At 67.3% G+C, this 12420-nt stretch carries 10 protein-coding genes and 1 riboswitch; of the genes, 4 read left to right on the top strand and 6 right to left on the bottom strand.

From position 1 onward, the window contains the following. Positions 1–72: 72 nt before the first annotated feature. Complete coding sequence (locus ACWAUG_RS05005) at positions 73–3225, bottom strand: M66 family metalloprotease (protein WP_460801671.1); 3153 nt, start codon at positions 3223–3225, stop codon at positions 73–75. A 372-nt stretch (positions 3226–3597) separates the two neighbouring features. Here ACWAUG_RS05005 and ACWAUG_RS05010 point away from each other — a divergent pair, with 372 nt between their 5' ends. Further along, positions 3598–4284 (top strand): hypothetical protein, encoded by a 687-nt coding sequence (locus ACWAUG_RS05010; RefSeq protein ID WP_460801672.1) that lies wholly within the window; start codon positions 3598–3600, stop codon positions 4282–4284. Between the two features lie 9 nt (positions 4285–4293). Here the strand turns inward: ACWAUG_RS05010 and ACWAUG_RS05015 are convergent, their stop codons facing one another. The 5 genes from ACWAUG_RS05015 to ACWAUG_RS05035 all read right to left on the bottom strand — a co-directional run bounded on the left by ACWAUG_RS05015 (position 4294) and on the right by ACWAUG_RS05035 (position 9893). Next, positions 4294–5973 carry an ABC1 kinase family protein gene (locus ACWAUG_RS05015; RefSeq protein ID WP_460801674.1) on the bottom strand — a complete coding sequence of 560 codons (1680 nt, stop codon included), beginning with the start codon at positions 5971–5973 and terminating at the stop codon, positions 4294–4296. Between the two features lie 13 nt (positions 5974–5986). Next, positions 5987–6565 (bottom strand): PadR family transcriptional regulator, encoded by a 579-nt coding sequence (locus ACWAUG_RS05020; protein WP_460801676.1) that lies wholly within the window; start codon positions 6563–6565, stop codon positions 5987–5989. Between the two features lie 82 nt (positions 6566–6647). Then, the gene (locus tag ACWAUG_RS05025; protein ID WP_460801677.1) at positions 6648–7163 is read right to left on the bottom strand and encodes a hypothetical protein; all 516 of its coding nucleotides are present in this window, start codon (positions 7161–7163) and stop codon (positions 6648–6650) included. 126 nt (positions 7164–7289) lie between these two features. Beyond that, a complete protein-coding gene (locus ACWAUG_RS05030) occupies positions 7290–8633 on the bottom strand; it encodes an HNH endonuclease (RefSeq protein ID WP_460801679.1) in 1344 nt (447 codons plus the stop codon). A 54-nt stretch (positions 8634–8687) separates the two neighbouring features. Then, the gene (locus ACWAUG_RS05035; RefSeq protein ID WP_460801681.1) at positions 8688–9893 is read right to left on the bottom strand and encodes an MFS transporter; all 1206 of its coding nucleotides are present in this window, start codon (positions 9891–9893) and stop codon (positions 8688–8690) included. A gap of 206 nt (positions 9894–10099) precedes the next feature. Here ACWAUG_RS05035 and ACWAUG_RS05040 point away from each other — a divergent pair, with 206 nt between their 5' ends. From ACWAUG_RS05040 to ACWAUG_RS05050, 3 genes are all read left to right on the top strand, one after another. After that, on the top strand, positions 10100–10468 hold the full coding sequence (locus tag ACWAUG_RS05040; RefSeq protein WP_298040582.1) for an antitoxin HicB: 369 nt from the start codon (positions 10100–10102) through the stop codon (positions 10466–10468). Between the two features lie 40 nt (positions 10469–10508). Beyond that, positions 10509–10626: riboswitch (SAM riboswitch) on the top strand. Positions 10627–10669: 43 nt separating this feature from the next. Continuing rightward, a complete protein-coding gene (locus ACWAUG_RS05045) occupies positions 10670–11083 on the top strand; it encodes a hypothetical protein (RefSeq protein ID WP_298040581.1) in 414 nt (137 codons plus the stop codon). 127 nt (positions 11084–11210) lie between these two features. Further along, complete coding sequence (locus ACWAUG_RS05050; RefSeq protein WP_460801683.1) at positions 11211–12413, top strand: DUF262 domain-containing protein; 1203 nt, start codon at positions 11211–11213, stop codon at positions 12411–12413. Positions 12414–12420 lie beyond the last annotated feature (7 nt).

A 12420-nucleotide genomic window follows, 5' to 3' on the forward strand; every position in this document is an offset into this window, starting at 1 on the left:
ACCGCGTTCCCTGCCAGAACGACAGAAGCTCCCCGGAGGTTATCCTCCGGGGAGCTTCTCGTCATACCGTGATCAGGCGCGGCGCGAGCGGCGCGCCAGCAGAACGGATGCTCCGGCCAGCAGCAGCACGAGCGCCGATCCGAGAGCGATCCACGGGGTGGCGCTACCGGTCAGGGCGAGCTCGTTCGGAGCAGCACCGACTCCCGTTCCCAGACCACCGGTGGCGGTGTCTCCACCCTGCGCACCCTCGCCGGCTTCACCGGCGTGGTCGTGGTCGTCACCATCGTGGTTGTGGTCCTCGTGGGTCGGGTCGTCGACCGGCTCTTCGTCGGCGGGAGCCGCCGGCTCCCCGGGCTGGTTCGGCTCGGGGAACGCCTCTTCCAGACCGCCCTCAGCGGGCTCCTCGTCCTCGACCGGCTGCTCGTCGACCGGCTGGTCGTCCTCGCCCGGAACGGCGGGGTCGACGGGCTCGGTCGGGTCGACCACCGGATCCGTCGGCTCGGGGAACGCATCCTCGATGCCGCCCTCGACGGGCTCCTCGGTGTTCTCGCCGTCGCCGTTGCCGCCCTCGGCCGTGTCGTCATGGGCGACTCCGTCACCGACGAATGCTTCCATGCCCGCGGCGCTCATGTAGGCGAACAGCGGGTTGCTGTCCTTCTCGAACGTCGTCCAGACCTGGTTGCCCGTGGCGTAGTGCGGGTAGTGCGTGACGTACTTCGTGTTGCGGTTGTAGTCCATCATGCTGCCGGGGTTGGATGCGCGGCCGACGGTCGAGTCGTCGCGGAAGATCCAGCGCTGGTTGATGTCGTTGAGCGTGCAGTCGGCCATGCCGATCGGAGAACGGAACGTGATGCACTGACCGGGCTCGGATCCGCTGTGGATGCGATTGGCCACATCGACGAACCACGTCTCGGTGCGGTTGTCGGCGCAGTCCTTGTCGGAGTCGATGCGCAGGGCCGCGGCCTCGTCGACGTACAGGCAGGCGGTCTTGTCGACGGTGACCGTCTGAGCCTTCGGAAGGATGGATCCGTCCTCGCCGACGTAGCCGCGCTCCTTCAGGAACGAGACCAGCTCGGGAAGGTCGCTGGCGTTGACATCGGTGCCGCCGTGCTCGAGAACATAGGCCTCGACGTCGGCAGCATCCTGCTCGAGCTGAAGGATCCGCTCGGCGACGGTGCGCGCCTTCGACGACAGCTTCGACAGGTCATCGGCCCAGCCGCGCAGCACGATCATGTCGTTCGCGCTGAGAACCGGGGCGTTGTCTCCCGAGAGCGCCTCGAGCGTGGGCTGGAGCTCGGCGAGCTCCTCGGCGCGCAGGGTCTCGAAGCCCGCTTCCCCACCGACGACGACGGCCGCCGTCATGGGCTCGAGGTCGGTGGCGATGGTGATCTTGTTGCCGAGCTTGGTGGTCTTGCCGTCGACACGGCAGGCGATCTGAGCACCGGTGGGGCGGTCGGCCTCGGCGATGTTCACGTTGACCTGCTTGACGCCGTCGGTCGCGTCGATCTCGATGTTCTTCGTTGCGCCGCCGTCGAAGGTGACCTCGAGCCAGCAGACGCGCTCGTCGGAGACGACGCTCGTGTCGACCTGGGGCAGGTCGAAGGTCACGCCGTAGTTCGAGCGGAACGCGTCGTAGATGAGCGTCTGCTTCGTGTCGGCCGGGTTGTACCCGCCGAGGATGCTGAAGGTGGGGACGCCGACCTTCGCCGGACGCAGCAGGTCGAACTCGGGGTCGAGCACCTTGGCGTCGACCCAGCCCTCCACCGGGTCCCAGTTGCGGTAGCCGCTGGGGTAGTCGGTGTCGGCGACGAGGTTCTTGAGGTTGTTCTGCGTGATGCGCAGCGAGTGACCCGTCATGTGGGTGTACTCGGAGATGGGGCTCGCGTCCCATCCGCCCGACATGGTGTCGGTGTTGAAGTTGTAGAGGCCCTTGAGGTTCTCGCCGAATGCGTGGCCGTAGATGACCCGGTTCTCGTCGTAGGCGTTGGTGCTCAGGTTCGAGCGCATGACGCCGCGGTAGGGGATGTATCCCCAGCCGGAGTCCATGTGGTGCACGGCGACGCGCATGATGTCATCACCGGTCTTGGTGGTGTCCATGCCCGGGTAGTGGCCGAGACCGTAGGAGTGGCCGAGCTCGTGGCTGAGCTCGTTGCCCGTGGAGCTGGTCAGCGTGGCCATGCCGTTTCCGCCCGAGAGGCCGTGCACGGCGACGAACGGGCCGCCGGACTCGCCCTTGCCGTTCTGCATGTACAGACCGGCCGAGTGGTGGATGACGCGCTGATTGGTGTTGCCGGGCTGGCGCTGGTTCATCTGCGAGCTGGTGATGCCCCAGGTCGCCAGGTTGATTCCGGTGGAGACCTGGGCCTTTCCGACGTTCTCGCGCATCGTGCCGGCGTAGACCGAGCCGATCGAGGGGTCGGGGTTGGAGACCGTGTAGATGTCGCCGGTGCCGACGATGACCTTGTCGAGCTTGACGGTCTCGTACTGGGCCATCGTGAGCTTCGCGATCGGGATGGTCTGGAAGTAGTCCGTCGCCGCGTCGACCGGGTCGTTGATGAAGCGGTGCACGTGGGCGACCGGTGCATCCGTGAGCATTCCGAGACGGATGTTGTTGATGACCATCTCCTTGGGAGCGGACATCTCGATCTCGTCGACGGTGCCCTGCGTGCCGGCGCCGTCGGTGATCGTGAGCGTCATCCCCGGCATGATCCACTCGCCGGGGATCTCCGCCGACCACGCGCGCAGCGAGTAGGCGATAGAGCCGCGGTTGTCGTAGTTCTGGTCGGATGCCGGGAGGAGGTTGGGGTGCGCGAGCTGCAGCGTGCCCTTCTTCTCGCCCTTGACGAAGACGTCGGCGCTGAGCGAGGAGACCGGGGTGGTCGGGGTGACCATGAGCAGCGCGACGCGGTCGGCGACGAGCATCGGCATGTCGTTGTCGGCGTTGCCGGTCGCGTCGACCGTCGACATCTGGGCGAATTCGACCATGGCGCCGAGGTCGCCGGTGAGATCGTCGCGGATGGCGCGGGCCGAGCCGTCGCGGGTCCAGTCGTGGAAGCCGATGGATGCCGCGGGGCGGTACTCATCGGAGACCGGGAGGGCGGTCGCGGCCGCGGCCGTTCCCTGGGACGCGACCATCGGCACGGCGAGGGCGGCGAGGCACAGGGAGGCGGTCACCGCGGTGCGAGCGCGATGGAGGGGGGACAGCATGAAGGAGCTGCGGGGCATGGGTATTGATCCTCGGTCGGGGAAACGAGATGCGGATGCCGATTCGGGTCGGCGTCCTTGAGCGGGTTGACGTCTGCGGAATGGTCGTCGCTGCTCGGCCTTGCCGCACGGCCCCCCTGGGTCCCACACCCGACTATCCGCAACGGCTCGGTCCGTGCTTTATGCACAGAACCTTCGCAAACTTCTCTTCCAGCCTATCCGGGTTGTAGCGTGCTCGCGACCATGAGCGCGGACCTGTGGACAAACCGTCAGGCCGCGCCGCGGGCGCCGTGTCAAGGGGCAGTCGCGCACGACGCCTGGAACCTAGTCTCGGGGCATGAAGACGTTCACTCGACCGCAAGCTCACCCAGACGGATGAGCTGAGGAGGAAGCATGGACACGATACTGTTCCTGAGTTTCGCGGCGGTCTATCTGGGGCTGTTCGTGTGGTGCGTGGTACTCATCGCCCGGCGCGGATATCTGATCGTCTCGGATGCGGTAGCTCTCGTGCTGGTGGCGCTCATCTACGACAACCTCGTGATCGGGCTCGGCTCGTTCATCGGCGAAGGCGCCGGGCTCGAGTCGGCGAATGCGCTGCGATTCTGGTTGCACGCCTTCGTGACTCCGCTGCTGGTGCTGGTCGCCTGGCATGTGCTGGCGCGGGCCGGCGTGGCTTTCGCCCGCACCGTCGCCGCGTTCGTCATCGCGGTCGCGCTCACGGTCGCGCTCATCGTCTACGAGGTCGTCATGGGCGCAGCATCCCTCGACCTTTCTCCGTCTGGGGAATTCGGGGTTCTCAGCTACAGCGATGCGAGCGCACCGGCGGGGCCGCCGGCCATGGTTCTCGTCGTCGCCGCCGCGCTGCTGGCCGCGGGGATCGGCGTGTGGGTGCGGATGCGCTGGCCGTGGCTGACGGTCGTGACGGTCGTGATGGTGGCGGGCAGCGCGGTGCCGATCCCCGTGCCCAGCGGCGCGGTCACGAATCTGTTCGAGCTGATCCTGCTCGCCGGGATCGTGGCGACGATCGCTTTTCAGGATGCGCGGGTGGTGCCTCGGTCGGAAGCCCTCGCGCCGGGGTGACGTGCACGATCAGCGCCGTCGGAGCCCGGAGAACAGCGCATAGAGGAGGGGCAGGCCCGAGCACGCGATGAGCACGGTTCCCAGCGTCGGGTTCGCATCGACGAGGACGGCACCGCCGATGAGGAGTCCGGCGAAGAGGACTGCGGCGACGGCTCGGCGGCCGATGCGGATGAGCACGTCGAGGCGTCGGTCGAGGCGGGAGGTGTCGAACGAGACCGTGCCGTCGTTGACGCGAGAGATGACGTCATCGATGCGCTGCGGCAGACGCCAGGTGACGCCGAGCGTCTCTGCGCCCTGCCGGGCGAATTCCTGCAGGATGTTTCCGCTCTCGTCGCGGATGAGACGTGCGGCATAGGGCTCGGCGGCATCCCACACGTTGAATGAGGGGTCGAGGTTGCTGCACAGCCCGCTCGTGAGGGAGACAGCGCGGAACAGCAGCAGCATGTTCTCAGGCAGCTGCACCGGCAGGGTGCGCACGAGTCCGCCGAATTCGGCGGCGAAGTCGCTGAACTCGCGGGGGTCGACCTGGGCGAGCTCGGCGAAGCCCATGCCGCCGAAGCGGGCGAAGAGCGCGGCGAGGGCACGTTCGAGTTCGACGGTGTCGGCGGAGGGCAGCAGCACGCCGATCTGCTGCGCCGCGACGACGAGGCCACGGTTGTCGCGCGAGGTGACCGCGATGAGGAACGTGCGCAGACCGTCGCGCAACGAGGCGGGGACTTCGGCCATCATCCCGAAGTCGATGAACGTGAACCGCCACCGGCCCGTGTCGCCGATCGGCGTGACGAAGACGTTGCCGGGGTGCGGATCGCCGTGCACGAAGCCGTGGCTGAATACCTGGTCGAACATGACCTCGGCGAAGCCCTGCGCGACGGCGGCCGGGTCGATGCCGGCACGGTGGAGGGCTGCGGTGTCGTTGATCTTGATCGCGGTGACGTCGGAGAGGGTGAGGACGCGGCGGGTGGTTCGCTCCCAGACGATCTCGGGGGCGTCGACGCGGTCGGAGCCGGCGAAGTTCTCGCGGAACCGTTCGGCGTTGGCCGCCTCGTGCAGGTAGTCGATCTCGTCGATGCTGGTCTGGGCGAACTCTTCGACGAGGGCCGGGGCGTCGACCCGGTCGGAGACGATGCGCACGCGCTTCAACCAGCCGGCGACGCGGCGGAGGGCTGCCAGGTCGACGGCGACGATCTCGTCGATGCCGGGGCGCTGCACCTTGATGACGACGTTCGCAAGACCGGTGTCGACGGCGTCGCGCGCCGAGAGGCGTGCCCGGTGCACCTGGCCGAGGGATGCCGCGGCGAGCGCGGTCTCGTCGACCCACGCGTATGCGCGCTCGAGGGCCACGCCGAGCTCTGCTTCCGCGAGGGCCCGGATCTTCTCGAACGGCACCGCAGGCACTTCGTCTTGGAGGTCGGCGAGTTCGGCGGTGACCTCGGGCGGAAGGACGTCGAGTCGCGAGGAGAGGAACTGCCCGACTTTGATCATGAGTCCGCCGAGGTCGACGGCGAGCACGTGGAACCGTTCGGCGAGGCGCTGCAGCCGGCGCACGCGGTTGCGGGCGGCGAGGCGGGTGAGTCCGAGTCGCGGGAGGACGAGTTCGAACCACCAGAGTTCGATCAGTTGCCGTGAGGCGAAGGCGAGGATCCGGCGGTAGCGCGCACGGTGCGGGGAGGCTGTTGCGGCGGCATCCATCGCGCTCCTCGGGTCAGTCCTGGGCCAGGATCGCGTACAGCTTACGTCGCGCGTCATCGAGCACGGCGATGGCCTCGGTGACCTGTTCGGGGGTGCCGGTGCGCCCCACTTGCGCGGTGGCGCCGGCGAGATCGAGCCCGGCCTTCGGGAGCGCGGTGAGCGGGTTGCTCTCGCGGCCGGCGAAGGCTTCCCAGGGGGCGGGCTTCTCGGCTGCCATCTCGGCTTCTTCGCGGCCGCTGCCGGTGAGCGAGTAGGTCTTGCGGCCGTTCTGCTCTTCGGCGACGATGAGGCCTTCGTCGGCGAGGAGCTGGAGGGTCGGGTAGACGGATCCGGCGCTGGGCTTCCAGGCGCCGCCGGAGCGTTCGGCGATTTCGTTGATGATCTGGTAGCCGTGCATGGGCGCTTCGGCGAGGAGGGTGATGACGGCGGTGCGGACGTCGCCGCGGGCCATGCGCGAGGGTGCGCCGGTGCGCTGCTCGAAGGACTTTCGGAGCTGGTCCATGGCGTCAAGGATCGCGGATGCCGGGCCGTTAGCGCCGGCGATGCCGGCGCCGAAGACGTTGCCGAACGGGTTGTTGGTTGCGTCGTTCATGATGACCTCCGGGTCGCTTGCGAGTGGACGTTAACGATATATCGTTGACTATCGCTCGGCAAGACGTCCCGGAGGCCGATGTTCAGGCCGAGACGGAGAAGAGCTTTCCTTCGCGATCACGGCCCCAGGTGAGGTTCGAGCTGTCGCGGAAGGTCATCGCAGTGATCCCCCGCTGCTTGGATTTCGTCACCGGTCGGATCTCGTCGTCGAAGGAGCGCAGACGCGAGGCGAACTCCCACCCGTACGATTCGCTGCTCTCGCCGAGGTAATAGGCACCGGGAGGCAGGACGGTCAGCGTGATGGGCGTCCTCTCGTTGCCCTTAGCGCCGGCGACGCGAACCTCGACGTCGTAGATGGCCTGCTCCGAGGAATTCACGACGACGACGCCGTATGTCGTGGCATCCGCCCCGATACGCGACGCGACCCAGGCGAAGGCTTTGCTCGCCTGATTCTGTCGCTCTCGTTCTGCGGCGTGTTCGTCGCGGTTGGCTTCGACGATGAAAAGCTGTTTGGCGTGGCGGGCTCCGAGAACGGCTGCGATGAGTGCCCCGATCGCCGTGAGTGCGGTGACGATGTCCGCGAATGATCCGAGTTGCATGCTGGAGAGAGTAGTTCGCCGGGCACTCGGATGCCTGCTCGAGCACTGCTCTTGTGGAGACCGCGTACGGCCCGGACAATCGGTGTTTCGCCCCGGGCTCGCCGGCGATGCTCTTCCTGTCCGCTTTCACGCCGCGGCATCGAACCGTGCCCTCCCACCGAGTCGCGGCGTGCGGGCTGCGTCGACATATGGCGGCGGGATGAACCAGACGCGCGCCGTCGTGCCGACACCGTCTATTCGGATGTCCCATCCGTTGTCGTGGATGCGGTGGTGGCAGGTTTCACAGAGCAGCACCCCGTTGTCGAGGTCGGTTCGCCCTCGGTCGCGTTTCCACCATCGGAGATGATGGGCCTTGGTCATCTCGGGCGGCAGGCCGCACATCGCGCATCCGCCGTCTCTTTCGACGAGCGCGAGCCGTTGCGCTCGGGTGAAGAGCCGTTTCTCGCGACCCCAGTCGAGGATTTCGCTGTCGCCGCCGAGCACACAGGGGATGACGCCTCCGCCGGCGGCCATTCTCCGCGCCGCCCCGATGCTGATGGGCTGGTCGATTCCGTCGATCGTCGCGGATCCCGTGCCGCTTTCGAGGTCTTCGAGGCTCATGCGCACGATGACCGTCGCGCCGGACAGCGGCAGCTTCTCGGACTGGCATCCGATCGCGTGCGCGCAGAGGACGCTGAGCGCATCGGCCTGCAGCATCTGGACCGTGCGGCGGTCAGCATCCGGGGCATTCTCATCGGGTGTGTCTTTGCGCGCCGCGAATGCGGCTGTGACATACCCGCGGATCGCCGTGATGATCGGCGCAGCCGTCTCGACATCGAGCCGGGCATTGATGTGGGCCATGCCGTCGCGTTCGAAGATCGTCAGCGAGCGCTGGGCCCGTTGCTGTTCGCCGCGTTCGTCGACGCCGCCCGGGTCGAGCTGGGCTTCGGCGCGCACGATGAGCTTTCTCACGTCGTCGAGCGCCATTCCGGCGGCGCTCTCCACCAGCATCCGCTCACCGTCAGCGATGCGCTCGGCTCCGGCCGCGATGCGGCACCGGTCGAGCAGCGAGATGATGAGCGATGCGGCCTGCGCGCCGATGGCGCCCGCGGCGAGCGCTCGACGCACCAGCGGATATTTCGCGGGCCGCGGGGCGCCCAGCAGGTCGGCGCGCGGTGCCGTGGCCTCGCCCACAGCGACCAATCGGGAGGCGTCGCCCGTCGACACTCCGGTCGTTGCGGCGATCAGCTTCGCCGGGCTTCGGTAGCCCTGCTGCTTCGCGAGGCTCTCGGGCCCCAGTTCGGGACGCGATTCATGCGCGATTCCCGCCGCGATCTCGGCTTGCAGACCGTCGAGTCGGCGCCGCAGCATCCCGATCGCATCGTTCGCGTCGATCAGCTGCTGGCGGGAGAGTCCCGTCGCCTCGGCGGCGTCGGCCCACACCTCATCGAGGCGGGTCATCGCCTCGTGCAGCAGGGTCATCGTCGACATGCTTCGAAGGTATAGACGGCCTCGGACGTTGGGGTTCGGCGGCGCTTCAGAGACTTACGCCCGCCGCTCCCGCCCCGCCAGCACCCCCGCGCATACGATCGCGACGACGCCGGCCACGGGCACGATGAGCAGTCCCATCCGCAGTCCGGCGTTGTCGGCGATGAATCCGACGAATGGTGGGGAGAGCAGGAAGCCGAGGCGCAGCAGCCACGACACGATCGTGAGGCCGGCGCCGTGGCGGAGGCCGGGCAGTTCGTCGGCGGCTTGGAAGGCGGCGGGGATCAGGGTTGCGGTTCCGAATCCGGCGACGGCGAAGCCGATGATCGTGCCGGCGACGCTCGGGAAGGCCAGCGCCAGTCCCATTCCGAGGGCGACGAGCACTCCCCCGGCCCGGGCGACAGCGCGCTGCCCGAACCGATCGACGAATCCGTCGCCGAGGATCCGGCCGATGAACTGCGCGCCGACGAGGGCGATGTATCCGGTGGCGGCGATCACGGTCGGCGCGTCGAGCGATGTCGACAGGTACAGCGTCGCCCATGACATCCCGGCATCTTCGACGATGCATCCGGCGATCGCGAGCAGAACGAGCGCGGCCATCACGAAGACGGTTCGCGGCGTGAGGCCGCGGCGCACGGCATCCCTGATCTCGGGTCCGTCGGCGACGGCATCCTCATCGGTCTGCTCGTCGCGCCCCGGCAGGCACAGACGATAGGCGATGAGCGCGACGACGCAGAAGATCATCGCGGATGCCGTGAGATGGATGCCGAGGGGAAGGCCCATCGCGATGGCACCGGCCGCCATCGACCCGCCGAGGACCGCGCCGATCGACCAGATCGCGTGGAAGGAGTTGATGATGGAGCGGCCGTAGCCGCGTTGGACGCGCAGGCTGTGCGCGTTCTGCCCGACGTCGGTGACGGAATCGGATGCTCCGCCGATGAGCAGCGCGACGGCGAACAGCAGCATCGACGGGGCGAGGCCCGCCGCGAGGATGCCGAGGCTCGTGAGGATCGTGCCGACCACCGCGACCTTCGCCGACCCGAAACGGCGGATGAACGCCGCCGCGGCGAGACCCGCGAGCATCGCGCCCGCAGGGAAGGCCGCGATCGCGATGCCGTAGGTGGTGGCATCCATCTCGAGCGAAGACTTGATCTCGGGATAGCGCGGGAGGATATTCGCGAACAGCGCCCCGTTCGTCAGGAAGAGCAGCGCGACGCCGACGCGTGCGCGGCGCAGCTGGGGCGAAGGGGCGGAAGAGGTCATCACGGACGACGGTATCGGGTGGGCTCCCCTGGTCTCCACGGAACCGCCTCTGCACGAAAAAGACCTGCTGCCGCGCTATCCACCACTGCAGTGCTGCACACCCGGGGCGACAGCCCTCCGGGCGCAGACTTTCAACTGTTCAGCCGACTGAACAGTTGAATTTAGGGAGGGTAAATTGCACAATGCTCGTGGCTCAAGGGAGAAAAATGAACGCGACCATCACCGCCCACCGCTGGGAGAAGGGCTGGGAGCTCCGCCTCGATGGCGAAGCTCTCACCCAGATCGGCACTTTGGATCGAGCGGAGCAGCAGGTGCGGGACTATTTCGACACGATCGAGCCTGACGTCGACCATTCGTCATGGACCATCGAGGTGATCGCTGATCTCGGCCCGTTGAGCACCGAAATCGCGGAAGCTCGCGCGGCAACGATCGCGGCTTCCGAAGCTGCGGCATCCGCCGCTCGCCGATCACGTCAGGTCGTACGTGATCTCCGCTCCGCCGGCATCTCGGTCACCGATTCGGCAGCCATCCTCGGCGTATCCCGCGGCCGCATCTCGCAGCTCGCGAACTCCTGACGGGACAAAATGTCACCCTCTTCTGCTACCTTCTGATCAGGTTCACGAGTTGCAGCCTTTCGGTACCTGGCCGGCTGCACGGCAACCCTCCTCCATCGAGCGGGGTGCCCCAGGGGAAGAACCGGTCCGACGCAATCGTGTTCGGGCAAGTCGATGGGTCGGCGCTGCAAGCGCCGCCCCGTTCCTCGGAAGGGGTTTTTCATGAACATCAACACCGATCTGAATGCTGGCGGATGGCCGGAGGATTCGGATGCTCCACGTTTCGCCGCGTCGCGTCGCGCCGTGCAGGAGAGTGTGCAGGATGCTCTGACGTCGCCGGATGCTGAGACCACGGTCGACGACGGAGCCTGGGCGGGGTTCTCCCGCGGCGAGGCTCGCGCGTGGTGCGAGGCTTTGTTCGCCTATGAGCCGCACGGGTTCGTCAGCCCGGGGTCGATGGTTCGCGCCCAGGCGTTGCGACTGCTCGAGAACGGCGGACTGCCGGAGGTCTTCGACTATCCGGCCCGCGCAGCGGCACTCGCCTCGCGGGGACTGAATCCGGAGACGTACCGCCAGGTTCAGGAGCAGCTCGGACGCCGGACGTTCTTCCCGCAGGATGTGACGTTCCGCCGATGAGCGGCAACAGGCACTGACCGGATGCTGCGGGGCGGGCGAGCGCTCTGCAGCATCCGATCCGTCACGATATGAAGCCGCACCACCGGCGCGCATCGGCTGGCGGGGCCGAGGTGCCATGATCGGGGGCATGACTGACCCTTCACTCGCCGCGGGGATCGTGACGGTAGAGCCCGTCGACCGCGTCGTGCCCGTGTCCGAACTGGTTCGCAGACGGGTGAGCGACACCGATAGGTGGAATCTTGCGCTCGTTCAACGGGATGAGGTCTGGGATTCGGTGCGGATGATGCATCTGCTCGATTCGCTCCTGGCGGGGTATCCGATCGGCGCGATCCTGTTGAGTACGGTCGCCGAGGGGACCCGTGAACTCGCTTACGGGGAAGGGCAGAACATCCGCGTTCCCCGCGACGCTCGCGCAGGCTCCTGGCAGGTGCTCGATGGTCAGCAGCGGATCAATGCGCTCCTGTGTCTTTTCACCGATCAGGGCGGGTACGGCACTTTCTTCCTCGATGTGTTCCTCGAGCGCCCGGCACCCGCACCGGCTCTCGGACGGCGCCGGCGCACACGTGCGCTTCCGCACATCGCGCACCGGCCTCCGCTCTCCACCGATGAGACCGAGATGTCGGGAGTGCAGGACGAGGCTGAGGATGCTTTCGAGCAGCAGCGCGAGCGCCTGATCGATCTTTCGCGTTGGAACTCCTGGGTCGCTGACCACCCGGATCTCACCGTGGTCGATGTGAGCGAGAGCACCATCGATGACGTCCTCACGAGCATCGACCCGCAGGTGCGCCCCGCTGAGAGCGATCAGGAGCACGCGATCGCGACGAAGAATTTGCGGCGGCTGCTGTGTGCATGGTCCGAGCCTTCCGTGCCGGTGCTCACCGCAGAGTTGGAGACCCCGCTGGATGTGCTCGAGGTGTTCACGCGCATCAATCTCGGCGGTGTGCAGATGGCCCGTTCGGATGTCTACTTCGCCGGAGTGAAGACGTTCTGGGATGACGCCGAGCGACACATCGACGCGATGCTGCGTGACGCGCCGATGCTGCGCGACCGGCTCGGCGCTCTGCGTTTCCTTTCTCGGTTGGCGGGCCGAGGCCTCGGGCACGGCGATGCGCTTCCTCTGAGTGTGGACCGTCTCACCGGCAAGCGGGGCGCGCTCCTGCGCGAAGCGATGCAGGCCCTGTCGGCCGATGGGTCGACCGTGCGCACCCGAGTCGCGGCGTTCTCCGGCTGGTACCTGGAGAACTCTTCCCTGGGTTATGGGGCTCATCGCAATCGAGGGTGTAGGTGGGGTCTGAATCCTCCGGCTTCGAGTAGCGATCTGGCAACATAGTTCGTCA

This window comes from Microbacterium sp. GXF6406 (genome assembly GCF_054798215.1).

Bases quoted from the DNA above. Each gene is read 5' to 3' on its own strand.
- ACWAUG_RS05025 (WP_460801677.1), bottom strand. From the start codon at position 7,163: ATGCAACTCGGATCATTCGCGGACATCGTCACCGCACTCACGGCGATC.
- ACWAUG_RS05010 (WP_460801672.1), top strand. From the start codon at position 3,598: ATGGACACGATACTGTTCCTGAGTTTCGCGGCGGTCTATCTGGGGCTG.
- ACWAUG_RS05050 (WP_460801683.1), top strand. From the start codon at position 11,211: ATGACTGACCCTTCACTCGCCGCGGGGATCGTGACGGTAGAGCCCGTC.
- ACWAUG_RS05030 (WP_460801679.1), bottom strand. From the start codon at position 8,633: ATGTCGACGATGACCCTGCTGCACGAGGCGATGACCCGCCTCGATGAG.
- ACWAUG_RS05035 (WP_460801681.1), bottom strand. From the start codon at position 9,893: ATGACCTCTTCCGCCCCTTCGCCCCAGCTGCGCCGCGCACGCGTCGGC.
- ACWAUG_RS05015 (WP_460801674.1), bottom strand. From the start codon at position 5,973: ATGGATGCCGCCGCAACAGCCTCCCCGCACCGTGCGCGCTACCGCCGG.
- ACWAUG_RS05005 (WP_460801671.1), bottom strand. From the start codon at position 3,225: ATGCCCCGCAGCTCCTTCATGCTGTCCCCCCTCCATCGCGCTCGCACC.
- ACWAUG_RS05045 (WP_298040581.1), top strand. From the start codon at position 10,670: ATGAACATCAACACCGATCTGAATGCTGGCGGATGGCCGGAGGATTCG.
- ACWAUG_RS05040 (WP_298040582.1), top strand. From the start codon at position 10,100: ATGAACGCGACCATCACCGCCCACCGCTGGGAGAAGGGCTGGGAGCTC.
- ACWAUG_RS05020 (WP_460801676.1), bottom strand. From the start codon at position 6,565: ATGAACGACGCAACCAACAACCCGTTCGGCAACGTCTTCGGCGCCGGC.